At 59.2% G+C, this 25,573-nt stretch carries 29 protein-coding genes, 1 tRNA gene and 2 pseudogenes; 12 read left to right on the top strand and 20 right to left on the bottom strand.

The annotated features are described in order from the left end of the window. Window positions 1-192: 192 nt before the first annotated feature. Complete coding sequence (locus AC07V8_RS21695) at window positions 193-792, top strand: NUDIX hydrolase (RefSeq protein WP_494680100.1); 600 nt, start codon at window positions 193-195, stop codon at window positions 790-792. Here AC07V8_RS21695 and AC07V8_RS21690 read toward each other — a convergent pair. The 3 genes from AC07V8_RS21690 to AC07V8_RS21680 all read right to left on the bottom strand — a co-directional run bounded on the left by AC07V8_RS21690 (window position 782) and on the right by AC07V8_RS21680 (window position 4,857). Further along, on the bottom strand, window positions 782-2,356 hold the full coding sequence (locus AC07V8_RS21690) for a tannase/feruloyl esterase family alpha/beta hydrolase (RefSeq protein WP_494680101.1): 1,575 nt from the start codon (window positions 2,354-2,356) through the stop codon (window positions 782-784). The genes AC07V8_RS21695 and AC07V8_RS21690 overlap by 11 nt on opposite strands. Before the next feature lie 437 nt (window positions 2,357-2,793). Further along, window positions 2,794-3,861 carry an alpha/beta fold hydrolase gene (locus AC07V8_RS21685; protein ID WP_494680102.1) on the bottom strand — a complete coding sequence of 356 codons (1,068 nt, stop codon included), beginning with the start codon at window positions 3,859-3,861 and terminating at the stop codon, window positions 2,794-2,796. A gap of 60 nt (window positions 3,862-3,921) precedes the next feature. Next, window positions 3,922-4,857, bottom strand: a complete 936-nt coding sequence (locus AC07V8_RS21680) for an alpha/beta fold hydrolase (protein WP_494680103.1) — start codon at window positions 4,855-4,857, stop codon at window positions 3,922-3,924. A gap of 154 nt (window positions 4,858-5,011) precedes the next feature. Here AC07V8_RS21680 and AC07V8_RS21675 point away from each other — a divergent pair, with 154 nt between their 5' ends. From AC07V8_RS21675 to AC07V8_RS21640, 8 genes and pseudogenes are all read left to right on the top strand, one after another. Then, window positions 5,012-5,968 carry a LysR family transcriptional regulator gene (locus AC07V8_RS21675; protein ID WP_494680104.1) on the top strand — a complete coding sequence of 319 codons (957 nt, stop codon included), beginning with the start codon at window positions 5,012-5,014 and terminating at the stop codon, window positions 5,966-5,968. 116 nt (window positions 5,969-6,084) lie between these two features. After that, window positions 6,085-6,393 carry a panthothenate synthetase gene (locus tag AC07V8_RS21670; protein WP_494680105.1) on the top strand — a complete coding sequence of 103 codons (309 nt, stop codon included), beginning with the start codon at window positions 6,085-6,087 and terminating at the stop codon, window positions 6,391-6,393. Between the two features lie 6 nt (window positions 6,394-6,399). After that, window positions 6,400-6,861 (top strand): annotated as a pseudogene (locus tag AC07V8_RS21665) (transposase); the annotation flags it as partial. Continuing rightward, complete coding sequence (locus AC07V8_RS21660) at window positions 6,858-7,025, top strand: hypothetical protein (protein ID WP_494680106.1); 168 nt, start codon at window positions 6,858-6,860, stop codon at window positions 7,023-7,025. The pseudogene AC07V8_RS21665 and the gene AC07V8_RS21660, both read left to right, overlap by 4 nt. 168 nt (window positions 7,026-7,193) lie before the next feature. Beyond that, the gene (locus AC07V8_RS21655; protein ID WP_494721498.1) at window positions 7,194-7,523 is read left to right on the top strand and encodes a phage virion morphogenesis protein; all 330 of its coding nucleotides are present in this window, start codon (window positions 7,194-7,196) and stop codon (window positions 7,521-7,523) included. A gap of 25 nt (window positions 7,524-7,548) precedes the next feature. Beyond that, window positions 7,549-7,803 (top strand): type II toxin-antitoxin system HicA family toxin, encoded by a 255-nt coding sequence (locus AC07V8_RS21650; RefSeq protein WP_494680107.1) that lies wholly within the window; start codon window positions 7,549-7,551, stop codon window positions 7,801-7,803. Further along, window positions 7,800-8,135, top strand: coding sequence for a type II toxin-antitoxin system HicB family antitoxin (locus tag AC07V8_RS21645; protein WP_494680108.1), 336 nt, complete (start codon window positions 7,800-7,802; stop codon window positions 8,133-8,135). Before AC07V8_RS21650 ends, AC07V8_RS21645 begins: the two co-directional genes overlap by 4 nt. A gap of 46 nt (window positions 8,136-8,181) precedes the next feature. Then, window positions 8,182-8,436: pseudogene (locus AC07V8_RS21640) on the top strand (phage baseplate assembly protein V); the annotation flags it as partial. 36 nt (window positions 8,437-8,472) lie between these two features. Here AC07V8_RS21640 and AC07V8_RS21635 read toward each other — a convergent pair. The 6 genes from AC07V8_RS21635 to petA form a co-directional block, all read right to left on the bottom strand. After that, window positions 8,473-8,548, bottom strand: a tRNA-Thr gene (locus AC07V8_RS21635). Window positions 8,549-8,573: 25 nt separating this feature from the next. Beyond that, complete coding sequence (locus AC07V8_RS21630) at window positions 8,574-9,083, bottom strand: ClpXP protease specificity-enhancing factor (protein ID WP_494680109.1); 510 nt, start codon at window positions 9,081-9,083, stop codon at window positions 8,574-8,576. A 96-nt stretch (window positions 9,084-9,179) separates the two neighbouring features. Next, window positions 9,180-9,791 carry a glutathione S-transferase N-terminal domain-containing protein gene (locus AC07V8_RS21625; protein WP_038485359.1) on the bottom strand — a complete coding sequence of 204 codons (612 nt, stop codon included), beginning with the start codon at window positions 9,789-9,791 and terminating at the stop codon, window positions 9,180-9,182. Window positions 9,792-9,872: 81 nt separating this feature from the next. Then, the gene (locus AC07V8_RS21620) at window positions 9,873-10,655 is read right to left on the bottom strand and encodes a cytochrome c1 (protein ID WP_494680110.1); all 783 of its coding nucleotides are present in this window, start codon (window positions 10,653-10,655) and stop codon (window positions 9,873-9,875) included. 16 nt (window positions 10,656-10,671) lie between these two features. Continuing rightward, a complete protein-coding gene (locus AC07V8_RS21615; RefSeq protein WP_494680111.1) occupies window positions 10,672-12,075 on the bottom strand; it encodes a cytochrome b in 1,404 nt (467 codons plus the stop codon). Between the two features lie 3 nt (window positions 12,076-12,078). Next, on the bottom strand, window positions 12,079-12,699 hold the full coding sequence (petA, locus tag AC07V8_RS21610; protein WP_211444450.1) for a ubiquinol-cytochrome c reductase iron-sulfur subunit: 621 nt from the start codon (window positions 12,697-12,699) through the stop codon (window positions 12,079-12,081). A gap of 303 nt (window positions 12,700-13,002) precedes the next feature. Between petA and mscL the strand changes: the two genes are divergently transcribed. The 3 genes from mscL to AC07V8_RS21595 all read left to right on the top strand — a co-directional run bounded on the left by mscL (window position 13,003) and on the right by AC07V8_RS21595 (window position 14,959). Further along, window positions 13,003-13,413: a large conductance mechanosensitive channel protein MscL gene (gene mscL / locus AC07V8_RS21605; protein WP_494680112.1), complete on the top strand. Its 411-nt coding sequence runs from the start codon at window positions 13,003-13,005 to the stop codon at window positions 13,411-13,413. A 293-nt stretch (window positions 13,414-13,706) separates the two neighbouring features. After that, window positions 13,707-14,237 carry an RNA polymerase sigma factor gene (locus AC07V8_RS21600; RefSeq protein ID WP_494680167.1) on the top strand — a complete coding sequence of 177 codons (531 nt, stop codon included), beginning with the start codon at window positions 13,707-13,709 and terminating at the stop codon, window positions 14,235-14,237. Then, window positions 14,237-14,959, top strand: a complete 723-nt coding sequence (locus tag AC07V8_RS21595; RefSeq protein ID WP_494680113.1) for an anti-sigma factor — start codon at window positions 14,237-14,239, stop codon at window positions 14,957-14,959. Before AC07V8_RS21600 ends, AC07V8_RS21595 begins: the two co-directional genes overlap by 1 nt. Before the next feature lie 91 nt (window positions 14,960-15,050). On the opposite strand, the gene clsB is transcribed toward AC07V8_RS21595, so the two are convergent. The 11 genes from clsB to AC07V8_RS21540 form a co-directional block, all read right to left on the bottom strand. Continuing rightward, entirely contained in the window at window positions 15,051-16,214 is a 1,164-nt protein-coding gene (gene clsB, locus AC07V8_RS21590; RefSeq protein WP_494680114.1) for a cardiolipin synthase ClsB, read from the bottom strand. A gap of 94 nt (window positions 16,215-16,308) precedes the next feature. After that, window positions 16,309-17,115 (bottom strand): endonuclease/exonuclease/phosphatase family protein, encoded by an 807-nt coding sequence (locus AC07V8_RS21585; RefSeq protein WP_494680115.1) that lies wholly within the window; start codon window positions 17,113-17,115, stop codon window positions 16,309-16,311. 12 nt (window positions 17,116-17,127) lie between these two features. After that, the gene (gene nudB / locus AC07V8_RS21580; RefSeq protein ID WP_494680116.1) at window positions 17,128-17,595 is read right to left on the bottom strand and encodes a dihydroneopterin triphosphate diphosphatase; all 468 of its coding nucleotides are present in this window, start codon (window positions 17,593-17,595) and stop codon (window positions 17,128-17,130) included. A gap of 231 nt (window positions 17,596-17,826) precedes the next feature. Next, complete coding sequence (gene aspS / locus AC07V8_RS21575) at window positions 17,827-19,629, bottom strand: aspartate--tRNA ligase (protein ID WP_494680117.1); 1,803 nt, start codon at window positions 19,627-19,629, stop codon at window positions 17,827-17,829. A gap of 98 nt (window positions 19,630-19,727) precedes the next feature. After that, window positions 19,728-20,378 (bottom strand): DUF502 domain-containing protein, encoded by a 651-nt coding sequence (locus tag AC07V8_RS21570; protein WP_494680118.1) that lies wholly within the window; start codon window positions 20,376-20,378, stop codon window positions 19,728-19,730. A gap of 69 nt (window positions 20,379-20,447) precedes the next feature. After that, on the bottom strand, window positions 20,448-20,780 hold the full coding sequence (locus AC07V8_RS21565) for an FmdB family zinc ribbon protein (RefSeq protein ID WP_494680119.1): 333 nt from the start codon (window positions 20,778-20,780) through the stop codon (window positions 20,448-20,450). A 133-nt stretch (window positions 20,781-20,913) separates the two neighbouring features. Continuing rightward, window positions 20,914-21,975, bottom strand: a complete 1,062-nt coding sequence (locus AC07V8_RS21560) for an ABC transporter substrate-binding protein (protein ID WP_494680120.1) — start codon at window positions 21,973-21,975, stop codon at window positions 20,914-20,916. A gap of 18 nt (window positions 21,976-21,993) precedes the next feature. After that, window positions 21,994-22,782, bottom strand: a complete 789-nt coding sequence (locus tag AC07V8_RS21555; RefSeq protein ID WP_494680121.1) for an ABC transporter permease — start codon at window positions 22,780-22,782, stop codon at window positions 21,994-21,996. Then, window positions 22,775-23,686: an ABC transporter permease gene (locus tag AC07V8_RS21550; protein ID WP_494680122.1), complete on the bottom strand. Its 912-nt coding sequence runs from the start codon at window positions 23,684-23,686 to the stop codon at window positions 22,775-22,777. The genes AC07V8_RS21555 and AC07V8_RS21550 overlap by 8 nt, the downstream gene beginning before the upstream one ends. Then, the gene (locus AC07V8_RS21545; RefSeq protein WP_494680123.1) at window positions 23,679-24,764 is read right to left on the bottom strand and encodes an ABC transporter ATP-binding protein; all 1,086 of its coding nucleotides are present in this window, start codon (window positions 24,762-24,764) and stop codon (window positions 23,679-23,681) included. The genes AC07V8_RS21550 and AC07V8_RS21545 overlap by 8 nt, the downstream gene beginning before the upstream one ends. A gap of 192 nt (window positions 24,765-24,956) precedes the next feature. Then, the gene (locus AC07V8_RS21540; protein WP_494680124.1) at window positions 24,957-25,571 is read right to left on the bottom strand and encodes a methyltransferase; all 615 of its coding nucleotides are present in this window, start codon (window positions 25,569-25,571) and stop codon (window positions 24,957-24,959) included. Between the last annotated feature and the right edge of the window lie 2 nt (window positions 25,572-25,573).

Here is a 25,573-nt window from a genome sequence, read left to right as displayed (position 1 = left end):
CCTGAATCCCGGGACGATTGAACCCCACGCTGGCTGGCCCGGGATTCAGGTATCGCCGCTGACCGAAGGCGCAAACGCCGATCTTCATGCCGCGACTCTTGCCAATTCTTGGCAATATATCGCCGGCACTTTGACCTCCCGATATGAGCGGCGGCTATGTTAAATTGGTCCTTTTGCTGCCTACACATAGCTATGCCACGCAACATAGAAATCAAGGCGCGCGTCGATACAAACGCAGCCGATCTGCGCCGCCAGATACGCGCTGAATTTTCCTCCATCCAGCCTCTCGACGCATTGGAGCAAGCGCATATCGCCGAGGCCATCGAATGGCTTGATTCTGGCGCGGAGTTGTGCCGCCTGGCCAAGCCGGCAACGCCGCCGCAACACCTGGTGTCGTACTTTGTCGTGGTGGACGATGGCCACGTGCTGCTGGTCGATCATCGGAATGCCCAACTCTGGCTGCCGCCGGGCGGCCACGTCGAACCGGGCGAACATCCACGCGCCACCGTGCTGCGCGAGCTGGCAGAAGAGCTGGGCTTCAGCGCTTCACACGCGGTTCAAGCGCCTGTGCTGCTGACCGCCACCACAACCGTCGGACTCACCGCTGGCCACACTGACGTCTCGCTTTGGTATGTCGTGCGCGCCAGCCGCGCTCAGAAAATCGATTTCGACGAAAGAGAATTCAATGCTGTGCGCTGGTTCCCGTTTACCGAGGTTCCGTTAGAGCGGAGCGATCCGCATATGCATCGCTTTCTCAGGAAATTGGGCAGCGCTGAATCCGCTACTGCGTAGCGCAACTGAAACTCGCAGCCAGGTTGATATCGCCCGCGCCCTTGTATTTCGGCCATGCCGGAAATTCGCATAGCGGCCTGGTGCGACCAGGGATTCCAGCCGTATCCGAGACAATCTGCGCTACCGGCGCGCTGCCCTGCTCCACCCAGCTCTCCAGAGCCGTCAGCGAATCCCAGGCGGCGTTGAAGACCGTCGACAGCGAATGGCCGTAACCGGGGATTTCGTAGTAGCGGACGAAGCCATCAACCGCAGCGCTGCCCATGGTCGACTGCAGGCGGCGGAAATAATCCTCGCTGGAACGGGTGCTGACCAAGGCATCCGACATGCCGTGCGCCATCAGGATTTTCCCGCCTTTGGCCATGAATGCCGACAAATCAGTCTTGTTGATGTCTTGCATGAGCGTGAGCTGATCGATGCGCGCCTGCCATGCGCCCGCATGCTGCGGGTCTAACGACAGGGAATCGAATGCCGGATCACGCGTGATGAAATGCTTCGCCCATTGATCCCAGAACGTCGCCCAGTATGGCGCGTCGGCCGGCATGGGCTGCGCCGGCTGGCTGTCGCCCAAGGCCAGCAGCCTTACCGTCTTCTGCGCCACAGAGTCGCCGGCCAGGCCGAGATCGGCGCCCCATACATTAAAGCCGGGAAACTGCGTTTCGCCGCTGCCGAGAGGATGGTCGAACGTGATTGCAGTGCTATAGATCTTCAACGCCGCGATCTGCGCATCGGACAGGCAATTGTCGCCCGTATCTGCGCCGCCGGCACAGCGCAATGGCGCGCCGTTCAGCATTGCGCTGGCGGGATCGAAGCCGCTATTGCATGCCTGCATGTTGCTGATCAAGCCGTCCTTGACGCCATCCTGCGCATCGCAGGCTGCCATCGCCGCGTCATACAGCGTCTTGCGCTTAGCCAGGTTCAAATAGGCATTCGGCATGGCAAAAGCGCGCGTGATGCGGCCGAACTGCAGGTCCAGGCTGGCCGCGGCCCAGGCCGGATAAAGCGCGATCACGCCATCCCAATCCTGCGGCCAGCGCTGCACCACCGCCAATGCTTCGCGGCCGCCGGTCGAACCGCCGGCGAAGTAGGACTTTTGCGGCAGCCCGCTGGCGTAATACTGCCTGATCAGATGAATCGCCACATCGCGTGTTTTCTTGAGCGCGTCGCCGGCAAAATTCTGCAAGGCTTCGTCGTTCTGTCCGAACGAACCGTCACGGCTGCCCATCTGGTTGGCCTGGTGCCCCGAATCGCTGGCAAAGGTCGCGTAGCCGCGCGCCAGCGGCTTGGCCTTGTCGAGCGGGCCGGCCGAGACGTTGCCGCCGACATCGGGAACAGTGCCGTTATACCCGCCGCCGCCGAACATCAGCGCCTTGTGATTCCAGACGGTCGGCAGATCGAGCTGGAACTTGATTTTCGGCGCGGCCGGATCGACCGGGTTGATCTCGCCCTTCACCAGGCAATACTCGCCCGTCGCCGCCACGCCAGCGCCGGCAGGCGGTACGCTGTGCGCATCGGTCACGATGGCGCCGGTGGTCGGCAAGCCGATGGTTTGAGCAGAGATTGCCATGCCGTTCAGCTGGGTACAACTGAGCGGTTCAGCGCCGGCTTGCAGCTCGCTGCTGCATCCCGCGGACAGTAGAGCCAATCCCAGCAGGAGCGGAAAAGCACACAAGCGGCAAAGCCGCGCATTGAGGCTGTATGTTTTACTGGCAGGGCCTGGCGCTTCATACGTTCTCAGAAAAATTTCTCGATGCATCATGAGTGCAGTTCCTCCAGTAAGTGTTGGTCGTGACTATGTATTCAGCTCACGTAACAATAAACTAGTCTGGCGAAATTTATCGGGACGGCAAAAACCAAGAGGCCCTCGTACCGAACAATGCAGTTCATTTAAGCGAGCATAGCGGACGATAGACGGCGGTTTCCCTGCGCGATGAACACAAGAAAATTGCGGCCCCGCAGGCCGCAATCCTTGAATACCCGCTCAACCGCATGCAACGCTGCTTGCTATTGCGCGCTTACCTTCTGCACAGCACGATCATCGTCGCCTTGGAAAAATTCCTTCAGCAAACTGAAATACGCATCCGTTTCTTCCACCCATGGCCGGTGTCCGCTGCGTTCAAAGACCATCATCCTGCTGCTGGCGGCAGGCAGCGCTGCCTTGATTTCGCTGGCGATCTTGGGCGTGCCGACGCGGTCGTAACGTCCTGCGGCGACCAGGGTCGGGACTGTGAAAGATTGCATGCGCGCACGCGGATCGTAGTGCTTCATGGTGCCGCCCACCAGCCACTCCGGATCCTGGCCGATGAAACTGAGGTAGACATCGGAATTGGCGGCGTCGGTCGGATCGCCGGAGCTATACAGCTTGCTTTCCATATCCGGATCGCGCCAGTAGATGTCCAGCTCGGTCTCTCCATACAGCTTTCCATATTCAGGCGCGCTCGACTTGACGCCGTGTGCGCGCAGCTGCATCAGTTGCTGCCATATCTCGGGGAACTGGTTGCGCGCAGTGAAATTGACGCTGTCGATATTCTGCTGCCAGCTGTGCGCATTGAGCATCGTGCTAGACAGCACAAGCTTGGCGACATGCTGCGGATACTTCAGCGCATAGGCGAGCGCTGGCATGCCGCCGTATGAATGGCCGAGCAGCGAGATGCGCTCGTAGCCCAGCGCGATGCGCAATGCTTCGATGTCCTCGGCGTCGCGTTGAACCGTATATTCCGAGGCGCGCTTCGGATCGAGCCTATCCGAACGGCCTCTGCCGATGTTATCCAGATAGACGACGGTATGCTCCGCGGCGAGCCGGGAAAACCACGGATGGAACGACGCGTGGCTTGAGCCCGGGCCGCCGGCGATCAGGAAGACCGGCGAACCGGAGCCCTCGGTTTCATAATAGATTTTGCCGTATCTTGAAGGAGCAAACTGCCCTTTGCCATGCATCTCTATGCCTGTCTTGGCGGACGCCTCGGGGCCGGCCTGAGTCTGCGCGCTGGCGGGAAGCCAGGCAAACATCGCGGCGGTCAATGCAAGTGCAGCGATTTTTTTAACATCGAACTGGTTGAATCTGGCTTTCATTTTCTTCTCTCTCTCTCTTCTCTCTTTTATCGGAATTTTTGAAACGAAGCGATGATGCAATTACCTTGATAACGCTGCGCGAGTCTCGATGAAGCTGGTGACGCGGCTGGCAATCTCTGCCGAGTCTTCTTCCAGCGCGAAGTGGCCGCTATCGAGAAGGTGCAGCTCGGCGTTCTTGATATCCTGCAGATAAGCCTTGGCGCCGGCTTCGATGAACAAGGGGTCGTTCTTGCCCCAGACGATCAGCGTCGGCGGCTGGCTCTTGCGGAAATAAGCATGCCAGGCGGGATATTGTTCTACGTTGGTATGGTAGTCGACCAGCAGACCCATCTGGATCTTGCGATTCCATGCGTTTTTCAAGCCGTCCTGGTCATGCATCCACGCATCGGGACTCAGCTGCTCGGGATTGCGGGCGCCGGTCTTGTACATGAATTGCACGCCTTGCGGACTTAGCACCTGCGACATGGCTTGCTCGGTCTCGGCATTGATGCCGACGCTGAGCTGCTTGATGTCGCTTGCCACCTGGGCGGACAAGCCTTCCTTGTAGGCATTGGCGTTCTGGATGACCAGGGCGGAAATCCACTCAGGGTGTTTAGCCGCGATGCGGAAGCCGACCGGTCCGCCGAAATCCTGGACATACAGCGCAAATTTCGTGAGCCCCTTCTTTTCCAAGAAACGCGTCATGACATCGGCCAGGCCGTCAAACGTCGGCGTGAACGGCACGCCCTCCGGCACTTCGCTGTAGCCGCTGCCCGGATAGTCGGGCGCAATCACGTGGAATTTCCCCATCAGCGCAGGAATCAGATCGCGGTACATATGCGATGACGATGGAAAGCCATGCAGCAACAGAATGGTCGGATTGGCCGGATTGCCTGCCTCGCGATAGAAAATCTTGATGCCGTCCACGTCCTGGGTGCGGTAAGCCACTTGCGTCGCGGCCTGCGCCTCCAGCGAGGAAAACAGCGCGATGCATAGTCCGATTAATGTCGATTTCATGAATCTCTCCTGAGGGAAATGAGTGTGGACCGGTAGTTTTTCACTTCTTTCAAATATTCCACGGGAGAAATATACCTGCATCCACTGGCACTGATAAGATGGGTAATTACTGAAACAATGTCCATCATTAATGGACAATAAACAGGCACCCAATATGGCGGATATTTCCTCAGTCAATCTCAATCGTCTGCTGATCTTTGTCACGGTGGTGGAAGCCGGCTCGCTCACTGCCGCGGCCAATCGATTGGGCCTGACCAAGACCATGGTCAGCACCCACATGCAGCGCCTGGAGAGCGAAATCGGCGCCAGCCTGCTGGTGCGCACCACGCGCCGCCTTAACCTGACAGACGCCGGCGAAGCCTTTTATGAAGCCAGCCGCCGCATCGTCAGCGACGCCGAGACCGCGATCTCCGCCGCCGGACACGATACAGAAGAGCCGCGCGGCACCCTGCGCATCACTGCGCCGGTCGACTATGGCGCGACGGTAGTCGCGCCGGTGGCTGTCGCCCTGCAGCAGCGCTACCCGCGCCTCAAAATAGAATTGCTGGCCGGCGACCGTTTCTTCGACCTGATCACGGACGGCATCGACGTGGCGATACGCATAGGACGGCTGACCGACTCCGGCCACCAGGCAGTCCGCATCGGCAGCTTCGAGCACTGGCTGGTGGCGAGTCCGCAGTTTCTTGAACGGGTTGGCATGCCGCGGACGCTGGATGATCTGAAAGACTTGCCGTTTGTGGCGCTATCGGTATTGCCGCAGCCGCTGAACTGGACCTTCAAGACACAAGGCGGGACCGAACAAACCGTACGCTTCAATTCGACGTTTTCCGCGAACACCGCTTATGCCGCCGGCATCACCGCGCTGGCGGGAGCCGGGCTGGCGGTCTTGACGGATTTTGCGGTGGCTGAGCATGTTGCGGCCGGTCGCCTGGTGCGCGTGCTGCCGGAGTGGGAATTATCGGACGGCGGGATTCATGCGGTGTTTCCGGCGGCGCGGCATCGGCCGAAGAAGACGCGGGTGTTCATCGATGAGCTAAGAAATCATGTCAACAAATCGGACGGCGCAGCCGTCAGCCTCGACCCAAACCGGACAGTTCCTGAATGCAACTAGATTAGTTCGAAATGACGGGTGGCTAAATTGACCAGTAAACCTACAATGAAAAGGCTTTACAGGAGTGAATCAAGATCTTTGGCAGGGAAGTCATTCAAATCTCTAAGGAGACAATCGTGCGGATGCTATTGAACGTCAAATTTCCCAATACCGAATTCAACGCAGCGATCAGGGACGGTTCGGCCAGCAAGAAAATGGGCCAGATTCTGGAGGAGTTAAAACCGGAGGCGGCTTACTTCACCGAACAACACGGGCAGCGAACAGCCCTCCTGATCGTCAACCTCGATGACCCTTCGAAAATCCCCATGCTTGCCGAGCCATGGTTTCTGACTTTTAATGCCAATGTGGAGTTGAGAGTGGTCATGACGCCAGAGGACTTGAAGAGGGCCGGGCTTGAAGAGCTGGGCAGAAAATGGGTATTTTAGGGCGCCAAAGGATTCTTTTACCTGGATCACCGTACAGTCGACGCCAAGCACGCGATCATCACCGATACCTTTGCGACGCCGGCATCGGTACACGACAGCATGCCGTATCTGGGGCGGCTGGATCGACAGCGCAGTCATTTCAGCTTTCCTGTCAGTGCGGTGGGCCTGGACGCCGGCTACTTCACGCCGGCGGTATGCCAAGGGCTGGAACAGCGTGGCATTGCCGGGATCATGGGGTATCGCACACCCAATCACAAGCCAGGGACTTTCTATAAACGCCAATACCAGTATGACGCGTATCGCGACGAGTACCTATGTCCGCAAGGTCAGGCGCTACTCCACAGCACGACTAACCGGATCGGCTATCGCGAGTACAAATCGAACGCAGCCATCTGCCAGCGCTGCCCTGTGCGCACACAATGCACTAGCAGCGCCAATGGGGTGAAGGTCGTCGTGCGGCACGTGTGGGCCTGAGCGAACGCGTCGTCGTCAAAGATGCCGGCGCCGGCCGGCTGGAAGTGCAGCACCTGGCCGAGCCGCAAGCCACGCCGGTATATGCCGACGATTTCTGGCAGGCTTACGCTGGCGACACCTTGATCGCCGAGTGGCACACGCCAGGTAAAGCCGAATGAGTGACGACATGCGCGCCATTGAGACCTGGGCCGGTGCACTGCTGGCCAGGCTGGAACCCGGTCAACGCCGGGTCGTCAATCACAAAATTGCACAGGACCTTCGCCGCAGTCAGGCGCGGCGCATAGCCGGACGGCGCCACCCACACGGCGCGCAAGGAACGCAAAGAGCTGGGCGGGAAGAAAGGCAGAATCAAGCGCCAGAAGGCCGCTATGTTCGAAAAAATACGCACACAGAAGAATCTCAAGACCCAACAGGACGCGAATCAAATATCGGTCGGGTTCGTCGGTCGCGTGGCGCGGATCGCCCGCGTGCATCAGGAAGGGCTGAAAGACAAGGTGTCTAAAAAAGGGCTGGAGTATCAATATCCGGCCCGGCCTCTGCTTGGTTTCAGTGCAACGGATCAGGCGTTGATACGGGATTCGCTATTGCGACATTTGGGCATGTTTCAATGCTGCCGGATACGCTATCAAAATATGATATCAAACCATTTTACGTGATATCAAAATATGCTATCATTCATGCATGAAATCCAAGCACAGAAAAACACTGCAAGCGGTATTTACCAAGCCAACATTAGCGGGAATCGTCTTTGCGGACCTCGAAGCGTTGCTTGTTTCAGTTGGCGGCGTAGTGCGCGAGGGCGAAGATTCCCGCGTGGTGTTTGAGTTGAACGGGAAGCGCCTTTATCCGCATCGTCCGCACCCCGGCAAAGAAGCAAAGCGTTATCAAGTTGAGGAACTCCGAGAATTGTTGACGTCACAAGGAATCACACCATGAACAACACTATGACCTACAGCGGTTATACCGCACGCATTGAATACGATCCACGCGACAATATTTTTGTTGGGCGCGTTCTTGGCATCATCGACACCATCAGTTTCCACGGCGAGACGGTTGCAGAATTGACGGCTGATTTTCATCAAGCGGTCGATCACTATCTCGCCGATTGCAAGGCGACTGGACGCCAGCCGGAAAAGCCAGCGTCGGGCAAGCTCATGCTGCGCATACCGCCAGAAGTGCATGCCGCCGCCTCCATCGCGGCGCAGGCATCAGGCAAGAGTTTGAACCAATGGGCCAGCGAAGCATTGGAGCATGCCGCACACGCTTAATCCTTAATCGCTTTTAGCCTGGCGTTGGCGACATCCCAATAGTGCGATGAACATTCGCAGCCGAGCCATTGTGGTCAGTGTTAGCGCACTGATCGGCTCGATTGCCGAAATCGATCACGCTGCAAAACTCGTGCGCGTTCAGGTCGGGAAAAATATCACCGCCTGGCGCCCTTGGGCCGTCTATCGCGCCGGCGCCGCGCAAACGTGGTGGCCGCCGTCCGAGGGCGAACAGGTTATCTTGCTGTCGCCCGAAGGCAATTTTGATAATGCCGTGGCGCTGCCGGCGGTATATTCCGCAAAAGAAAAAGGCCCACCGAACGGTGGGCCTTTTAAATATTGGTGCTGGCTGCAGGACTTGAACCCGCCACCCCCTGATTACAAGTCAGGTGCTCTACCAGATGAGCTAAGCCAGCTAAACTGCGAAGACCGCAATTATACCTATTTAATTCGCGTTAGGGTAGGTCTTCCACCTTTTTTTGGTGGTTCTGGATCTTTTTCCGGGTCTGTTTCAGGCGCATTCTGTTTGGCATCGCTGCTTGGCGATGGTACGGAAGTCAAAATCGGCGTCACCGTGGCTGACGGCTCGGTGCTGAGCTCGGGTTCGGGCGCAACGCCGCTGATATCGGACTCGGCCGGGGCCGATGGTTCGAAGGCCATGCCCTGACCGTTTTCACGGGCATAGATGGCGATCACATTGTCGACCGGCACGGAGATGTCGCGCGACACGCCGCCGAAACGGGCACTGAAATTGACGAACTCGTTATCCATTTTCAAGCCGCTGGTGGCTTCGAAACTGATGTTCAATACAATCTCGCCATTCTTGACGAACTGCATCGGCACACGCGTGTGCGCATCTACCCTGGCCGCCAGATAGGGGGTGTAGCCATTGTCGGTGCACCATTCATAAATGGCGCGCAACAGATACGGTTTGGTAGAGGTTTCGGACATGGCAGCTACTTGGTTCGGTACAAATGATTGAGAAACAACTGAGCAAGGGCTGTCCCGCATCGCCGGCGGCGATACAGGACAGCGAACAGCAACATCTTAACGGCGCATGACTTTTTCCGACGGCGTCAGCGCTTCGATGTAGGCCGGGCGCGAGAAGATACGCTCAGCATACTTCATCAGCGGCGCAGCCGTCTTCGACAGCTCGATGCCGTAGTGATCCAGACGCCACAGCAATGGCGCAATCGCCACGTCCAGCATCGAGAATTCGTCGCCCAGCATGTATTTGTTCTTCAGGAACAAAGGCGCCAGCGTGGTCAGACGGTCACGGATTTCCGAGCGTGCCTTGTCGTGGCTCTTTTCTGCTGCTTTGGTTTTCTCGTTTTCCAGCGTGTGCACGTGGATAAACAATTCTTTCTCAAAGTTGAACAGCATCAAACGCGCACGGGCGCGCATCAGCGGATCGGCCGGCATCAGCTGCGGATGCGGGAAACGTTCGTCGATGTACTCATTGATGATATTGGACTCGTACAGAATCAGGTCGCGCTCGACCAGGATCGGCACTTGACCATAAGGATTCATGGTCGAGATGTCTTCCGGCTTGTTGAACAGGTCGACATCGCGAATTTCAAAGTCCATGCCTTTCTCGAACAGAACGAGACGGCAGCGTTGTGAAAATGGGCAGGTTGTACCCGAATAGAGAACCATCATTTTTATAGTTCCTTAGAAACAAAAGGGTGAGACCCATACGGCTCACCCCAAAACGCATATCCGCAAAATCGCGGATATGAACTACTTAACGTCTTTCCAGTATGACGCGTTGAGACGCCATGCCAGAACAAAGAACATGCCGAGGAACAGCAGTACCCAGACGCCCAGGCGCTTGCGGGTATTCTGAGCAGGCTCGCCCATCCATTCAAGATAGGAAACCAGGTCGGCGACTGCAACGTCGTATTCGACCTTGTTCATCTTGCCTGGCTTGAGCTGCTCGAAACCGACAAACTTGTGCTCCATCTTGCCTTCTTCGTGAGGATCTTTTACGTCTTCGTATTTGGCAGTACGAATGCCTTCCAGTTCCCACAGTACGTGCGGCATGCCGACGTTAGGGAAAACCATGTTGTTCCATCCGCTCGGACGAGTGTCGTCCTTGTAGAAGGTGCGCAGGTAGGTGTACAGCCAGTCCGGGCCGCTGCCAGCGCCAGATGCCTTGGCGCGGGCGATCACCGACAGGTCCGGCGGCGCGGCGCCGAACCATTCCTTGCCGTCTTTCGGCGCCATGGCGATGGTCATCAGGCCGCCGACCTTGTCGCTGGTGAACAGCAGGTTGTCCTTGATCTGCTCTTCTGTCAGGCCGATATCGCGCAGGCGGTTGTAGCGCATGGACGATGCCGAGTGGCAGTTGAGGCAGTAATTCACAAACAGCTTGGCGCCGTTCTGCAGCGCCGACAGGTTGTTGCCCTGCGGCGGCGCGGTATCCAGCCGATACCCGCCCTCTTCACTGGCAAAGGCAAGCGCCGGCAGCAGCACCAGAGTCGCCATTAATTTTTTTATCAATGCGCTTTTAAGCAATGTCATGTTCTTATCCTCTGGCTTAGTGCGGGTGATAAACAACACGGTCCGGCACCGGCTTGAAGGTACCGGCGGCGCTCCACCATGGCATCAGCAGGAAGAAGCCGAAGTAGATGAAGGTGCAGACCTTCGACACATAGCCGCCGATTGCCGATGGCGGCTGCACGCCAAGGTAACCGAGCACCACGAAGGTGATCGCAAACAGGATGTAGACATATTTGTGCCAGCTCGGACGATAGCGGATCGACTTGACCTTGGAATGATCCAGCCAAGGCAGGCCGGCCAGGATCACGACCGAAACGCCCATCAGGACGACGCCGAAGAACTTGGCGTCGAAGATGAACATGGCGCCGATGATCGCCACGCCGACGACGGTGGCGGCAATCTTGATCATGCTGCTCAGCTTCGACTTGAACCACAGCAGCGCGATAAAGGCGGCAACGCCGGCTTGCAGATAAATGATGAAATCCGAAGTCACTGCGCGCAGGATCGAATAGTAAGGCGTGAAATACCAGACCGGTGCGATATGCGGCGGCGTCTTCAGCGAATCGGCCGGCACGAAGTTGTTGTACTCGAGGAAGTAGCCGCCCATTTCCGGGCCGAAGAACACCACCGCGCTGAAGACGATCAGGAAGACTGCAACTGCCATCACGTCATGCACCGAGTAGTAAGGATGGAAAGGCACGCCGTCCAGCGGCACGCCTTTGGCATCCAGCTTTTCCTTGATTTCAACGCCGTCCGGATTGTTCGAGCCGACTTCGTGCAGGGCGATGATGTGGGCTACCACCAGGCCGATCAGCACCAGCGGAATCGCGATCACGTGGAACGAGAAGAAGCGGTTCAGGGTAGCGTCCGACACCACGTAGTCGCCGCGTATCCACAGCGACAGGTCAGGGCCGATGAAAGGAATCGCACCGAACAGGTTGACGATCACCTGCGCGCCCCAGTAGGACATCTGGCCCCAAGGCAGCAGATAGCCCATGAAGGCTTCGCCCATCAGGCACAGGAAAATGCCGACGCCGAACAGCCATACCAGTTCGCGCGGTTTGCGGTAAGAGCCGTACAGCAGGCCGCGCACCATGTGCAGGTAGACCACGATGAAGAAGGCCGAAGCGCCGGTCGAGTGCATGTAGCGCACCAGCCAGCCCCAAGGGACGTCGCGCATGATGTATTCCACCGAGGCGAAAGCCAGGGCGGCATCAGGCTTGTAGTGCATCACCAGGAAAATCCCGGTGACGATCTGGATCACCAGCACCAGCAGCGCCAACGAACCGAAGGCGTACCAGAAGTTGAAGTTCTTTGGCGCGTAGTATTCCGACAGATGCGCCTTCCAGGTGGAAGTCACGGGGAAACGCGCATCGACCCAGTTCAAGGCTTTCTCGGCGATGGGGGCATCGGCCGGCAGCTGTTTTTCGTGGAATGCCATGGTTTAAGCCTCACCTTTCTCGTCTTTACCAATGACGATCTTGGTATCGGACAGGTACATGTAGCGTGGCACATCGAGATTGTTTGGCGCTGGCTTGTTCTTGAAGACACGGCCGGCCAGGTCGAAGGTGGAACCATGGCAAGGGCAGAGGAAGCCGCCTTGCCAGTCATCCGGCAGCGAAGCCTGTGCGCCTGGCGCGAATTTCGAGGATGGGGAGCAGCCCAGATGCGGGCAGATACCGACCAGCACCAGGGTTTCCTCGTGGCCGACGTGGCCGCGGTTGTTCGACTTGTTCTTGCAGTAGTCGGGCAAGTCCATGGTGTAGGGCTTGAGCGACTCGGGATCGGCAACTTCAGAGGCTGTATGTTCCAGCCCTTTCATTTGCTCGGGGGTGCGTTTCATGATCCAGACGGGCTTACCGCGCCACTCGAACACTTGCATCTCGCCTGGTTTAATGCCGGAAATATCCACTTCTACTGGCGCTCCTGCTGCTTTCGCGCGCTCGGACGGCTGGAACGTGGACACAAAAGCCCCCGCCGTGGCCAGACCGGCCACGCCACCCGCCGCGCATGTAGCGACGAGCAAACCACGCCGACCGGAATCGACCTGCTTTTCGATACTCATACCAACCCCAATCAGTCAAAATACGAAAATTGCACGGAACTTCTAGCAACCCTAGATTATATCGAAGCCGGAGACTGTTTTAAAGGAAATACGTACAGTCAAGTACAAAATCAGCTAATTGTGTGGAATCTGCCGTTAAATCTGGCACAATTCCCGTCAGAGCCTCACTCTTGCACTGCAGCAAGTCTAAACGATCGGGAAAAGATGGTGGAAAATAACAAGAATTGACAATTTTGTCCTTTTAATCCGGTCGCGATCGCAGTATCTTCCCGACTGTCAACATTAGTATGGAGAAATAGCGATATGAGCATGATGCAAGAATTCAAGACCTTTGCACTCAAAGGCAATGTGATGGATCTGGCGGTCGGCGTCATCATCGGCGGCGCCTTCGGCAAGATCGTCGATTCATTGGTGCAGGACATCATCATGCCGGTGGTCGGCAAGATTTTCGGCGGCCTCGACTTCGCCAACCACTACTTCCCGCTGAACGGCCAGGCTGCAGGCCTGCCCCTGGCCGAAGCGAAAAAGGCCGGCGCCGTGCTGGCCTATGGCAACTTCCTCACGATCGCCTTGAATTTCGTCATCCTGGCATTCGTGATTTTCCAGATGGTGCGCATCATCAACAAGCTGCGCGGCGAAGTGCCGCCCGCACCGGCGGCCGATCCGGAAAATACCGTGCTGCTGCGCGAGATCCGCGATTCCCTGAAAAAATAGCGCCACCATGCAACATGGCAGCACAGCCGCAGCCAGCAATCAACAGCCCGCTTCCAGACAGCGGGCTTTTTTATGGCCGCCGCCTAAGCCGATTGAGCAGGAGACAAGGCGATCGCCGCTTGCCGGTTGCGCCGCATGTTCCCATGCGGTAATCTGCAGATTGAGATGCTTGGTTGCGCAACAACAAAATCCGGCCCCGCCGGTAATGCGAATGCAGTCCACATCAAAAGGAAGCCGAATTGCCTTCTACAGACCTGCAACCGGAACAATTGAAAATCTGGCTTGCAGCCGTCATGCGCAAGGACGCTGCCGCTTTCCGCGCTCTGTATGACGCGGCTTCTCCGAAACTGTTTGGCTTCGCGCTGCGTATACTAGTTAAGCGCGAATGGGCGGAAGAGGTTCTGCAGGAAAGCTTCATCAACATCTGGAACAACGCCGACAGCTACCAGGCCAGCCTGGCGGCGCCGATGACCTGGATGACCTCCATCGTGCGCAACAAGGCCTTCGACTTCCTGCGCCGCACCGACAGCGCCGTCGAGATCGATGCCGATACATTTGACAAGGAAGTCATGAACGCAATGGAAAGCGCCGGTCCGACACCGTTGGAAGCGCTGCAACTCACCGACGATGCAAAGGCGCTGGCGACATGCCTGGGGCGCCTGGAGGGATTGCATCGGCAGGCGATTGCCCTGTCCTTCTATCATGACCTGTCGCATAGCGAAGTGGCAGAGCAAATGCAGCTGCCGATCGGCACCGTCAAGACATGGATACGGCGCGGCCTGGAACGCCTCAAAGCCTGCCTCGGCAAACTGGGGAGCGTCTGATGGACATCCAGACCAAGCCTGCCCTGGTAGACAAGCTGGCGGCCGAATATGTATTGGGCACGCTCAAGGGCGGCGCGCGGCGCCGTTTCGAGAGTCTGCTGCGGCGTCACGATGTGCTGCGCCTGGCGGTAGCCGAATGGCAGGACCGGCTGCATCCGATGGCCGAGTTGGCGCCGACAGTGTCGCCGCCGGCGGCGCTCTGGCCGGCCATCGAAGCCAAACTTGGCCTGCCCGCCAAGCCGCAGCACAAGCGCCCCTTCTGGTTCGAGCTGCGCGAAGACATCAGCTTCTGGCGCGGACTGGGCATGTTCTCGACCACCGCAGCCCTGATTCTGACCTCGCTGTTATTGACCAAGCAATTGCAGCCGGTGCCGACGCCTGCGGCGAGCTCGTATATTGCGATGCTGAGCAACGATCAGGCGCAGCCGATTGCCGTAGTGACCGGCGATGCGCCAGGCGGCCGCCTGACCGTCAAGCTGGTGGCGCCGCAAACGATCGCCGCCGACAAGAGCCTGGAACTGTGGGCTGTGCCGAAAGAAGGCCCGCCGCGTTCGCTCGGCCTGCTGGCCGCCGACGGCAGCGTCAGCCTGGCCTTGCCCGCCAACGCTACACCGCAGTCGATACCGCTGCTGGCGGTGACGCTGGAACCGAAGGGTGGATCGCCGAATCCTAACGGCCCGACCGGACCTATCGTCTTCAAGGGCGCCTGGGTGCAAATCTAGTCGCTGATGGTGGTTTCCAATACGGGCCGCTGCAGATGATGCCGCGGCCCTTTGCATTTCCTCTACTTTATCAGCCCCGCTCAAGCAGCCTTCATTCGCGGTTACCGGTAGCAATCACCCGCATCAGCAAGCGATACAGAAAAAAAGCCACGCCGTGCCAGGCGCGCGCGCGCCACGACAGATTGTCAAAGGCGTCGGCTGCAACGGCATCGCCGTCGGCAATGCCGACTTCTATCTGCCGCCGCAGCGCGCGCGAAAAATCGGCATCCCTGATCACGACGTTGGCCTCCTGGTTCACCAGCAGGCTCAAGCCGTCGAAATTGCTGGAGCCGACCGTGGCCCAATCGTCGTCGATGACAGCAACTTTGGCGTGCAAGGTCGTTTTGCGATACTCGACAATCCTGACCCCTGCCTTCATCAGTTTCGGATAATAGGACTGGCTGACCGCGTCCTGCAGGCGATAATGGCCGACCCCCAGCAGCAAGGTGACCTGGACGCCGCGCCGCGCTGCCTCCTCCAGGCCGCGCCGCAATTTCCGGCCTGGCGCGAAATAGGGACTGGTCAGCAAGGCGCTCTGGCGCGCATGTCCCAGCGCCTGCAGGTAGGCGCGCTGGATGGTGCGGCGGTTGCGCAGGTTATCGCGCAGCACCAGGCCGGCCAGCGCCGGTCCGTGCGCGCTGCCCGGGCGGCGCGCACGGCTGCGCTTGAACTGCTGCAAGCGCGCCAGCAGTTTCATTTCGCCCAGCCGCATCCATTGCGCTTCCAGTTCAAGATGGATGGTGGCCACCAGCGGGCCGCTGATGCTCACCGCGAAATCCCAGCGCGGCGCCGGCAAGGGCAGGCGCAGGTCGTCGTCGGACACCATGTCGTCGATGATGTTCAAGCCGCCGATAAAGCTGATATCGCGATCGACCACGCACATCTTGCGATGCATTCTTGCCACGCCGCGCTGGAACCAGGGATTGAAGGCGCGATACATGACGCCGCCGGCCTCGAACTCCTGCTGCAGCGAAAGCGAGCGCTGGTGGCCGCTACCGAGCCAGTCGGCGATCACGCGCACGGTGACGCCGCGCTGCGCCGCGCGCGTCAGAGCCTGCTGCACCGAGGACGCGGTAGCGTCGGCTGCGAAGATATAGGTTTCCAGGTAGATTTCGGCGCGGGCGGCATCGATGGCGGCAATCAACGCCGGAAAAAAGGCAGCGCCGTTGTGCAACAGCGTGATGTGGTTGTCTGCGCTAAAGCTTACCGCGCGCATGTCATAAACAAAGCGGACAAAACGGACAAGAGGAGAAACGGCATCCGGATGGTCTTTCTGAAATCATGGTTGAGGCTGGCGCCGCCAGCGGCGTTTATCGCAATCTGAGCGTCGCCACGATAGGCGCATGGTCCGACAATTTTGCCCATTCCGCGCCATGCAGGACTTCCGCTGATTCTACCGTAAAGCCGCGCAGATAAATCCGGTCCAGGCGCAGCCAGGGAAAGGCGGCGGGAAAAGTCCGCGCCGGCTTCAGCTTGGGCGTGCGCCCTATCAGTTGCTGCAGGTAGGAACCGACGCCCTGCATCATGCCGGTAGTGGCGATGCGTTCGTCGAAGATCTCGCTCACATCCAGCCGCACCCTGAGGAAATCGCTCAGGCGATTGCCCCAGTCATTGAAATCGCCGGCGATGATCAGCGGCGCATCCGGCGGCGAGGAACTGCGCACCGCTTCGATCAGGGCCGCGGTCTGGCGCCGGCGGCCGCCGCCGAACAAGCCCAGGTGCACCACATAGCAGTGGACATCGGCGGTCGGGGTCTTCAGGACGCAGTGCAGGATGCCGCGCGCCTCGTAAGCATGGTCGGATACATCCTGGTTGCTTTGCGAGGCGATTTCGAAGCGGCTCAGCAAGGCGTTGCCATGGTGGCCATGGTCGTAGACGGCGTTCATGCCGTAGGCCGCGTGATGCGAATCGCCGGCCAGGAAATCGTGCTGTGGCTGGTCCGGCCAATGCGCCGCGTGGCGCGCCGCCAGCAAGTCGTGCCGCCCCTGCACTTCCTGCAGGAAGAAGACGTCCGCCTGCATCCGCGTCAGCGCCTGCTTCAGGGCATGCACGCGCGGCCGGCTGCCGAGCGAGGAAACGCCCTTGTGTATGTTGTAGGTGGCAATGCGCAGTTTCATGGAGGGTGCGGCTTACTGTCGTTTAAAGTGGTGCGGCAACTGCAGGATCGCCTCGGCATTCGACGGTGAAAAGCAGGCATCGGCAGCCTCGCGGTAAGGCAGCCACTTGTACTGCAAATGCTCGCGCGGCGCCAGCGTGACCGGGACGCCGGCCGGCACCAGCAGGCCGAACACGTGTTCGGTGTTCTTTGTAATCCCCGGTGCATAGCGATGACGCCACACCGGATAAATCTCGTAGACGTTAGCCACCCGCCAGTCGCTCAGATTGGCGGGCGGCACGCTGCCACCCTCAGCGGCGACCACGATGCCGGTTTCCTCTCGCACCTCACGCATCGCCGTTACTTCCAGCGCCTCGTCAGGAAAGTCCTTGGAACCTGTCACCGATTGCCAGTAATCGCGTTTATCGGCGCGCTCCATCAACAACACCTGCAAGTCTTCCGTGTAAATAACCACCAATACCGATTCGGGAATTTTATACATGCAAATAAGCAAAAAATGAGGTTGCGTTAGCGTAATCCGGCGAGCGCAAGATCAGGCAAACCATGCTACACCATCAGCGGCCGGAACTGAGCGGGCAGCCGTACTTAGCTTGCCGGGCGAGATCGCGCCGTACCGAGCCCGGCTACGCAAAGCACTACTATAAACCGGTTTCGGCGGGCGTAAAAAAAGCGCGGAAAACCGCGCTTTTCGATTGCTGCTTGCTATCTGAAATCAGACGACTTTCGCTTCCGGCATGCGCAGGCGGATATGCAATTCTTTCAATTGCTTTTCGTCGACTTCCGATGGCGCCTGCGTCAGCAGACATTGCGCGCGCTGGGTCTTCGGGAAGGCGATGACGTCGCGGATCGACTCGGCGCCGCACATCATGGTGACGATGCGATCCAGGCCGAAAGCCAGGCCGCCGTGCGGAGGCGCGCCGTATTGCAGGGCGTCGAGCAGGAAGCCGAACTTGAGCTGCGCTTCTTCGGCATCGATCTTCAGAGCACGGAACACCTTGCTCTGCACGTCGGCGCGGTGGATACGGATCGAACCGCCGCCCAGTTCCCAGCCGTTCAAGACCATGTCGTAGGCCTTGGCGATGGCTTTGCCCGGATCGGTTTCGATGAAATCTTCGTGGCCGTCTTTCGGCGATGTGAACGGATGGTGCAAGGCGTTCCAGCGGTCGCCGTCTTCATCGTATTCGAACATCGGGAAGTCAACCACCCACAGCGGACGCCATGTGTCGTCGAACAGGCCGGCCTTCTTGCCGAATTCGCTGTGGCCGATCTTGACGCGCAGCGCGCCGATGGCATCGTTGACCACCTTGGCCTTGTCGGCGCCGAAGAAAATCAGGTCGCCGTCTTGCGCGCCTGTCAGTTCCAGGATCTGCGCCAGCGCTGCATCGTGCAGGTTCTTGACGATCGGCGATTGCAAGCCGTCGCGGCCGCTGGCCTTTTCGTTGACCTTGATGTAAGCCAGGCCCTTGGCGCCGTAGATGGCGACGAACTGGGTGTAGGCATCGATTTCCGAGCGCGGCATGGCGGCGCCGCCCGGCACGCGCAGGCCGACCACGCGGCCGTTGTCCATGTTGGCGGCGCCGGCGAAGACCTTGAAGTCGACGTCTTTCATGACCGCGGTCAGGTCGGTGAACGCCAGCTTGACGCGCATGTCCGGCTTGTCCGAACCGTACAGCGCCATCGCGGTAGCGAAGTCCATGACCGGGAACGGGTTAGGCAGGTCGATGTCCAGCGCGTTCTTGAACACCAGGCGGATCATGCCTTCGAACATGTCGCGGATTTCCTGTTCCGACATGAAGGAAGTTTCGCAGTCGATCTGCGTGAATTCCGGCTGGCGGTCGGCGCGCAAGTCTTCGTCGCGGAAGCACTTGGTGATCTGGTAGTAACGGTCGAAGTTGGCCACCATCAGCAGCTGCTTGAACAATTGCGGCGATTGCGGCAGCGCGAAGAAGTGGCCGGCGTTGACGCGCGACGGCACCAGGTAGTCGCGCGCGCCTTCCGGGGTCGACTTGGTCAGCATCGGCGTTTCGATATCGATGAAGCCGTTGGCGTCCAGGAACTTGCGTACTTCCATCGTCACCTTGTAGCGCAGGCGCAGGTTGTTCTGCATCTGCGGACGGCGCAGATCCAGCACGCGATGCGTCAGGCGGGTGGTTTCCGACAGGTTGTCGTCGTCCAGCTGGAACGGCGGCGTGATCGACGGGTTCAGCACTTCCAGGTCGTGCGCCAGCACTTCGATCTTGCCGGACTTCAGGTTGCTGTTGCCGGTGCCGTCAGGGCGCAGGCGCACCACGCCGGTGATGCGCAGGCAGAATTCATTGCGTACCGCTTCTGCGTTCTTGAATACTTCGGCGCGGTCCGGATCGCATACGACCTGCACCAAGCCTTCGCGGTCGCGCAGGTCGATGAAGATGACGCCGCCATGATCGCGACGACGATGCACCCAGCCGCACAGGCTGACGGTTTGGCCGAGAAGTACCTCAGTAGTGAGGCCGCAGTATTGGGTTCGCATGGACATATTCAGTTTTTCGCAGTTCAGATGTTGTACGGATGTTTTAAATTAGTGTTGATGCTTGCAGCAAGGAGATCGCTGGCGCGTTGTCGGCGCCGCTTCTCTTATGCGCCGGACTTGTTGCCGCTGCCCGGCGGCGTATCGATGATCAGCTTCTTGCCGGCCAGCTGCTCCGGCGCCACCACGCCCATTGAAACAATATACTTCAGCGCCTCGTCCACGCTCATGTCGAGTTCGATGGTGTCTTCGCGCGGCAGCATCAGGAAAAAGCCCGAAGTCGGATTCGGCGTCGTCGGCACATACACGCTGACGTAATCGCCGGCCAGATGATTCTTGACGTCGCCGCCCGGAATCCCGGTCAGGAACGCGATGGTCCACGATCCCTGGCGCGGATACTGCACCAGCAAGGCTTTGCGGAAGGCATTGCCGGAGGACGAGAACAAGGTGTCCGAAACCTGCTTGACGCTGGAATAGATCGAGCTGACCACTGGAATCCGCGTCAGCACCGCTTCCCACATCGAGACGATCTGGCGGCCGATGAAGTTGCGCGTCGCCAGGCCGGTCAGGAAGATCACCAGCAGGGTCAGGATGGTGCCGAGGCCGGGAATGTCGTGCCCCAGCAAAGCCTTGGGCCGCCATTGCTCAGGCAGCAGCAGCAGCGACTGGTCCATCGTGCCAATGATCAGATTCAGCACCCATAGCGTGATTGCCAGGGGCACTAAAACCAGCAGACCGGTGATGAAATATTTACGCATGGCTTTCTTTGTCGGACGTCAGCTGCCATGCAGCTGCGCCGGGTTCAACTCGTTGACTAAGCGACGACCTTAGCTTGCCGCTGCCGTGCCGCCTGCGCTGGCCGCTGCCGGCGCCGGGCTGCTGGCGGGTGCTGCCGGCGTCGTCGCCGGAGCGGTGACTACGGTACCTGCGGGCGCCGCCGCTTCTGCTGCGCCTGCCGGCGGCACGGTCGCCCCGGCGCCGCCACGGAAATCGGTGACATACCAGCCGCTGCCTTTCAGCTGGAAACCAGCTGCGGTAACCTGCTTCTTGAACGCGGCTGTGCTGCAGGACGGGCAAACCGTCAGCGGCTCATCGGACATCTTTTGCAGCACATCTTTGGCAAAACCACAGGCTTCGCAGCGATACGCATAAATCGGCATGGTGAAACTCCGCAAATATCTTACAAAACCCTGAATTATAAAGGTTTTTTCCAGTATATACGGACCTGGCCAGCGGCTTGTGGCGGCGGCGCCATGATTTGGCGTAGTTATTGCCAATTTCACATCAAGCAAATCAGCGCGCGCGGATCTCGGTCCAGATGCGGTTGACGGCGCGCCGCTGCTTGCTGTTCAGGTCTTTCAGCATTTCCAGCTTGGCGAAGCCGGCCTTGTCCGGAAAAATCGCCTGGTTGTTGGCGATCTCCGGCTTGATGTACTTGGCAGCGTCGGCGTTAGGATTGCCGGAACCGATCAGGTTGCTCAGCTCGGCGGCATTCTTGCCATCCAGCATGAAGTTGATGAACTTCAGCGCCAGATCCGGCCGCGGCGCCGCCTTGTGGATCACCATGCTGTCCAGCGCCAGAACCGCGCCTTCTTTCGGCATGCCGTGGCGGATGCGGAATTTGCGGCCGGCTTTCTGGGCATCGACATCCGCCTGGAAAATGTCATTCGAATAACCCTGCACCAGCCAGATATTGCCTACAGTCAATTCCTTGATGTAGCTGCTGCCATTGAACGCCGCCCAATAAGGCTTGGCTTTGAGGATGACGTCCTTGGCTTCCTGCCAATGCTTCTCATCAGTGTCGTTGGCGGAATAGCCCAGGTATTTCAGGGCGGCGCCCATCAATTCGTTGGCCGAGTCCAGCACGGTGACCTTGCCCTTGATCTTGGCCAGGATCTTCGGATCGAAAATCGCCGCCCAGCTATCCACCGGAATGCCCAGTTCCTTCATCTTCTGGTCGTTATAGCCCATCAGGGTGACCGTATAGGCATAAGGCACGGAATACTTGTTGCCCTTGTCGAAATCCGTGTTCAGGTAGGCCGGGTTGATGTTCTTCAGGTTCGGCAACTGCGCCTTGTCGAGCGGCAGCAAGGCCTGCTGCTTGATCAGGGCGTCCAGCGCGTTACCGGTCGGCACGATGATGTCGTAGCCCTTGGCGCCGGCCGCCAGCTTGGCCAGCATTTCCTCGTTGTCGCCGTAATAAGTCTGCACCACCTTGCATTTGCACAAAGCCTCGAAGCGCCCCACCGTTTCCGGCGCAATGTAATTGTTCCAGTTGTACAGGTGCAGTTCGTCGGCGGCTTGGGCGGAGACGCTGGCAAACAGAAGTGAAGCAATGGCGAGCAGTTTTTTCATGGCTGTCCTGATAGGCGATTAGGAGGAACGTAGGGCGTTGGGCGCAAGCTTGGACGCGATGATTATAAGCAGCAAGGTCAGGCCCATCAACAAGGTCGAGACCGCATTGACTTCCGGCGTGACGGCAATCTTGATCATCGAATAGATCTGCAGCGGCAAGGTGGATGCGTTGGCGCCGGCGGTAAAGAAGGTGATCACGAAATCGTCGATCGAGAGGGTGAACGCCATCAAGGCTCCCGCCACCACGCCCGGCATGATCAGCGGCAAAGTCACCAGCCGGAATGCCTGCATGGGCGTGGCGCCGCAGTCACGCGCCGCTTCGGTCAGGCTTTCATCCATGCCGGACAGGCGCGAACGCACCACGATGGCGACAAAGCCGATGCAGAACGCAATGTGCGCCAAGGTGATCGACAGCAGCCCCAGCGTGATGTTCAGCATGACGAAGAAAATCAGCAGGGATACGCCGACCAGGATTTCCGGAATCGCAATCGGCGTCAGCACCAGCAAGGGCAGCAGCTTGAGCTTGTAGCGATGCATGGCGAAGCCGGCCATGGTGCCCAGCAAGGTGGAAGCCGCGCTGGCCACCAGCGCGATCATCAGCGAATTGCCGGCGGCGCGCAGCATCTCTTCGTTATGGAACAGCTTGCGATACCAGTCCAGCGTAAAGCCGACCCACTCCGCATTGAGCTGCGAGTCGTTGAAGGAATACACCACCACGATCATCAGCGGCACGTACAAAAACGCATATACGAACAGCGCCACCAGCCACAGGCCGAGCGGACGCCGCATCCGGTTCAGCTTAGCCATGGACTTCTCTCCTTGGCCTTGCCACCAGCACGGCAATGCCGGCGGCGATCAGCGCCGCTACCGTGAGGACGATAGACAGCACGCTGCCGAACGGCCAGTCGCGGGTTTCCAGGAATTGCTGCTTGATGACGTTGCCGATCATGTCGCTGCCGGTGCCGCCGAGGATATCGGAGACCGCGAAAATCCCCAGCGCCGGAATGAACACCAGCGCCGCGCCGGCATACACGCCGGGCAGGGATAAGGGGAAAGTGATGCGCCAGAAGCGCTGCCAGGCCGATGCGCCCAGGTCCTGAGCGGCGTCAACCAGCGCCGGGTCATGCTTTTCCAGGTTGGCGTAGAGCGGCAGCACCATGAACGGCAAGTGCACGTAGACCAGGCCGACAATCACCGAGAACGCGGTAAACAACAGGCGCACCGGCTCGATGCCGGCCAGTCCCAGCACGTAATTGACCGCCTGCGTCAGGCCGGATTGCGGGCCGAGGATGATCATCCAGGCATACACGCGTATCAGGAAGTTGCTCCAGAACGGCAGGATCACCAGCAGGATCAGCAGGTCGCGGTATTTCTTCGGGCTGCGCGCAATCAGCAGCGCCAGCGGATAGGCCATCAGCAGGCAGCAGCAAGTGGTGATCACCGCATACATCAGCGATTTCAGGAAGATCGCGGTATAGATGAAATCGGAGGTGAAACGCTGGAAATTTTCCAGCGTCAGGTCCAGCTTGCCAGCCTCGTCGAACACCGGCGCCAGGCCGCCGTAGTCGCCGGCATAGCGCACCGAGGCGAACACCATGATCAGGCTGGGGATGGCGAAGAACAGCAGCAGGTAGAACAGCGGCGGCCCGCTGATCAGCCGGCGCGCCAGCCGGCCGCGCTTGGCTGCGTCGTTTTTTGCAATCTTACTCATACAAGAAATGCCCTGCGTCGAATTGCCAGGCGATGTCGACCATGTCGCCGACCTCGAAGAATTTGGCGCGGCCGGCGGCCGAGTTCGCCAGCAAGGCTTCGATCGTGGTGCCGCCTTCGGTCTGCACGATGTACACGGTGACATCGCCCAGGTACAGCAGCTCTTTGACGAAGCCCTTGAAATGGTTTTCCGCGGTATCGGTGCTGATCTCGGCGCTGATATGGATCTTTTCCGGGCGTAGCGCCAGCGTGCCTTTCAGGCCGGCGGCCGCATTCGGCGGCACGGCGCTTTTCACCAGGCCGAGGCCGGGTACCTCCAGTTGCATGGAGGCGCCGTCTATGCTGGCGATGGCGCCGTCCAGCAGGTTGCAGGTGCCGATGAAATCGGCGACAAAACGGGTGCGCGGATAGCTGTAGATGCGCGAAGGCTCATCCAGCTGCTCGACATTGCCGCGGTTCATGACTGCGATCCGGTGCGACAGCGCCAGCGCCTCGCCCTGATCGTGGGTGACGTAGACGAAGGTGATGTCGACTTCTTTTTGCAGATTGATCAGCTCGATCTGCATCTGCTCGCGCAGCTTGGCGTCCAGCGCCGACAAAGGCTCGTCCAGCAGCAGCAGCTTGGGACGCGACACCAGCGCCCGCGCCACCGCGACACGTTGCCGTTGACCGCCTGACAACTCATGCGGAAAGCGCGCGGCGAAGCCGGTCAGGCGCACGTCTTCCAGCGCCTCCTCGACCCGGCTGCGGATCTGCTCCGCCGGCACCTTGGCCATCTTCAGGGGGAAAGCGATGTTGGCCGCCACCGTCATGTGCGGAAACAGCGCGTAGTTCTGGAACACGGTGCATACCGGCCGGTGCTCGGGCGGACTGCCCACCAGGTCGACGCCATCCAGCAGGATCTGGCCGGAATCCGGCAGATCGAAACCGGCGATCATCCGAAGCAAGGTGGTTTTGCCGCAGCCGGAAGGGCCCAGCAGGGTAAAGAATTCGCCGGCTTCAATTGACAGGCTGATATTGTCAACTGCGGCAAAGTCGCCAAAACGACGACTGACGTTACGGATTTCTAGCAGCGCCATATTTAGTCATTTCCAGAAGGGCGAAAAACCGCCAATTGTAGCAAGGCGTCCGTCATTTATGTGAAAAAAGCCATGTAGGGTGGGCACATCGTGCCCACGCGTGAATTCCCTCCATGTACATGCCATTTCGCTGCCGGGTCGGTTAATACTCCGGTTATCGCGGTCACGCGTGGGCACAAAGGCGTGCCCACCCTACGAGCGGCGGCGCCATTCCATCCAACGCTCTTTGCCTGCAAATACGGCGATGGAATCCGTCACATCCTGCTCATCGACCAGCTCGAAATCGGCATGCAATAAGCGTTCCAGTTCGGCCCGGCTGATGCCGAACGGCGGTCCTTTGGGCGACTCATCGAAAAAGAAGAAGCCGGCCAGCGTGGCGCCAGGCGGCAACAGCTCTGCCCAGCGGCCGGCGATATCGGCACGCCGGGCGGGCGGCAAAGCGCACAGGAAGGCACGCTCATAGATAAAGCCGAGCGGCTGCTGCGCTTCATGGGTAAAGAAATCGGCCTGCAGCACGCGCCCGGACCACTTCCCCAATACCGCCTTGGCAGCGCTGACGGCAGCGTCGGAAAAATCGATGGCGGTCACGTCCCAGCCGGCCTCGGCCAGATAGGCTACCTCGTAGCCGGTGCCGCAACCTGGAATCAGAGTCGATGCCGGTTTGCTACGGTTCACGTACTGCTGCAGCGCCAGCGGAACGCCGCCGGTATCCCATGGCTTGAAGTCCCGCTCGAAGCGCTCGCTCCAGAAATCGGGCTGCGAGGGATCGCGGCTGGCAAACTTGGGAGGAAGATCGGGAGCCGGCATGG

It is taken from the genome of Collimonas sp. GW821-FHT02H07, from assembly GCF_059421505.1.
Note: the sequence above shows the minus strand (reverse complement) of the source record. Positions and strands in the feature narration are given on the sequence as shown.

What these genes read in the sequence shown, in the direction of transcription:
- AC07V8_RS21695 (WP_494680100.1), top strand. Translation starts at nt 193, where the DNA reads ATGCCACGCAACATAGAAATCAAGGCGCGCGTCGATACAAACGCAGCC.
- AC07V8_RS21690 (WP_494680101.1), bottom strand. Translation starts at nt 2,356, where the DNA reads ATGGCAATCTCTGCTCAAACCATCGGCTTGCCGACCACCGGCGCCATC.
- AC07V8_RS21685 (WP_494680102.1), bottom strand. Translation starts at nt 3,861, where the DNA reads ATGAAAGCCAGATTCAACCAGTTCGATGTTAAAAAAATCGCTGCACTT.
- AC07V8_RS21680 (WP_494680103.1), bottom strand. Translation starts at nt 4,857, where the DNA reads ATGAAATCGACATTAATCGGACTATGCATCGCGCTGTTTTCCTCGCTG.
- AC07V8_RS21675 (WP_494680104.1), top strand. Translation starts at nt 5,012, where the DNA reads ATGGCGGATATTTCCTCAGTCAATCTCAATCGTCTGCTGATCTTTGTC.
- AC07V8_RS21650 (WP_494680107.1), top strand. Translation starts at nt 7,549, where the DNA reads ATGAAATCCAAGCACAGAAAAACACTGCAAGCGGTATTTACCAAGCCA.
- AC07V8_RS21645 (WP_494680108.1), top strand. Translation starts at nt 7,800, where the DNA reads ATGAACAACACTATGACCTACAGCGGTTATACCGCACGCATTGAATAC.
- AC07V8_RS21630 (WP_494680109.1), bottom strand. Translation starts at nt 9,083, where the DNA reads ATGTCCGAAACCTCTACCAAACCGTATCTGTTGCGCGCCATTTATGAA.
- AC07V8_RS21625 (WP_038485359.1), bottom strand. Translation starts at nt 9,791, where the DNA reads ATGATGGTTCTCTATTCGGGTACAACCTGCCCATTTTCACAACGCTGC.
- AC07V8_RS21620 (WP_494680110.1), bottom strand. Translation starts at nt 10,655, where the DNA reads ATGACATTGCTTAAAAGCGCATTGATAAAAAAATTAATGGCGACTCTG.
- AC07V8_RS21615 (WP_494680111.1), bottom strand. Translation starts at nt 12,075, where the DNA reads ATGGCATTCCACGAAAAACAGCTGCCGGCCGATGCCCCCATCGCCGAG.
- petA (WP_211444450.1), bottom strand. Translation starts at nt 12,699, where the DNA reads ATGAGTATCGAAAAGCAGGTCGATTCCGGTCGGCGTGGTTTGCTCGTC.
- mscL (WP_494680112.1), top strand. Translation starts at nt 13,003, where the DNA reads ATGAGCATGATGCAAGAATTCAAGACCTTTGCACTCAAAGGCAATGTG.
- AC07V8_RS21600 (WP_494680167.1), top strand. Translation starts at nt 13,707, where the DNA reads ATGCGCAAGGACGCTGCCGCTTTCCGCGCTCTGTATGACGCGGCTTCT.
- AC07V8_RS21595 (WP_494680113.1), top strand. Translation starts at nt 14,237, where the DNA reads ATGGACATCCAGACCAAGCCTGCCCTGGTAGACAAGCTGGCGGCCGAA.
- clsB (WP_494680114.1), bottom strand. Translation starts at nt 16,214, where the DNA reads ATGCGCGCGGTAAGCTTTAGCGCAGACAACCACATCACGCTGTTGCAC.
- AC07V8_RS21585 (WP_494680115.1), bottom strand. Translation starts at nt 17,115, where the DNA reads ATGAAACTGCGCATTGCCACCTACAACATACACAAGGGCGTTTCCTCG.
- nudB (WP_494680116.1), bottom strand. Translation starts at nt 17,595, where the DNA reads ATGTATAAAATTCCCGAATCGGTATTGGTGGTTATTTACACGGAAGAC.
- aspS (WP_494680117.1), bottom strand. Translation starts at nt 19,629, where the DNA reads ATGTCCATGCGAACCCAATACTGCGGCCTCACTACTGAGGTACTTCTC.
- AC07V8_RS21570 (WP_494680118.1), bottom strand. Translation starts at nt 20,378, where the DNA reads ATGCGTAAATATTTCATCACCGGTCTGCTGGTTTTAGTGCCCCTGGCA.
- AC07V8_RS21565 (WP_494680119.1), bottom strand. Translation starts at nt 20,780, where the DNA reads ATGCCGATTTATGCGTATCGCTGCGAAGCCTGTGGTTTTGCCAAAGAT.
- AC07V8_RS21560 (WP_494680120.1), bottom strand. Translation starts at nt 21,975, where the DNA reads ATGAAAAAACTGCTCGCCATTGCTTCACTTCTGTTTGCCAGCGTCTCC.
- AC07V8_RS21555 (WP_494680121.1), bottom strand. Translation starts at nt 22,782, where the DNA reads ATGGCTAAGCTGAACCGGATGCGGCGTCCGCTCGGCCTGTGGCTGGTG.
- AC07V8_RS21550 (WP_494680122.1), bottom strand. Translation starts at nt 23,686, where the DNA reads ATGAGTAAGATTGCAAAAAACGACGCAGCCAAGCGCGGCCGGCTGGCG.
- AC07V8_RS21545 (WP_494680123.1), bottom strand. Translation starts at nt 24,764, where the DNA reads ATGGCGCTGCTAGAAATCCGTAACGTCAGTCGTCGTTTTGGCGACTTT.
- AC07V8_RS21540 (WP_494680124.1), bottom strand. Translation starts at nt 25,571, where the DNA reads ATGCCGGCTCCCGATCTTCCTCCCAAGTTTGCCAGCCGCGATCCCTCG.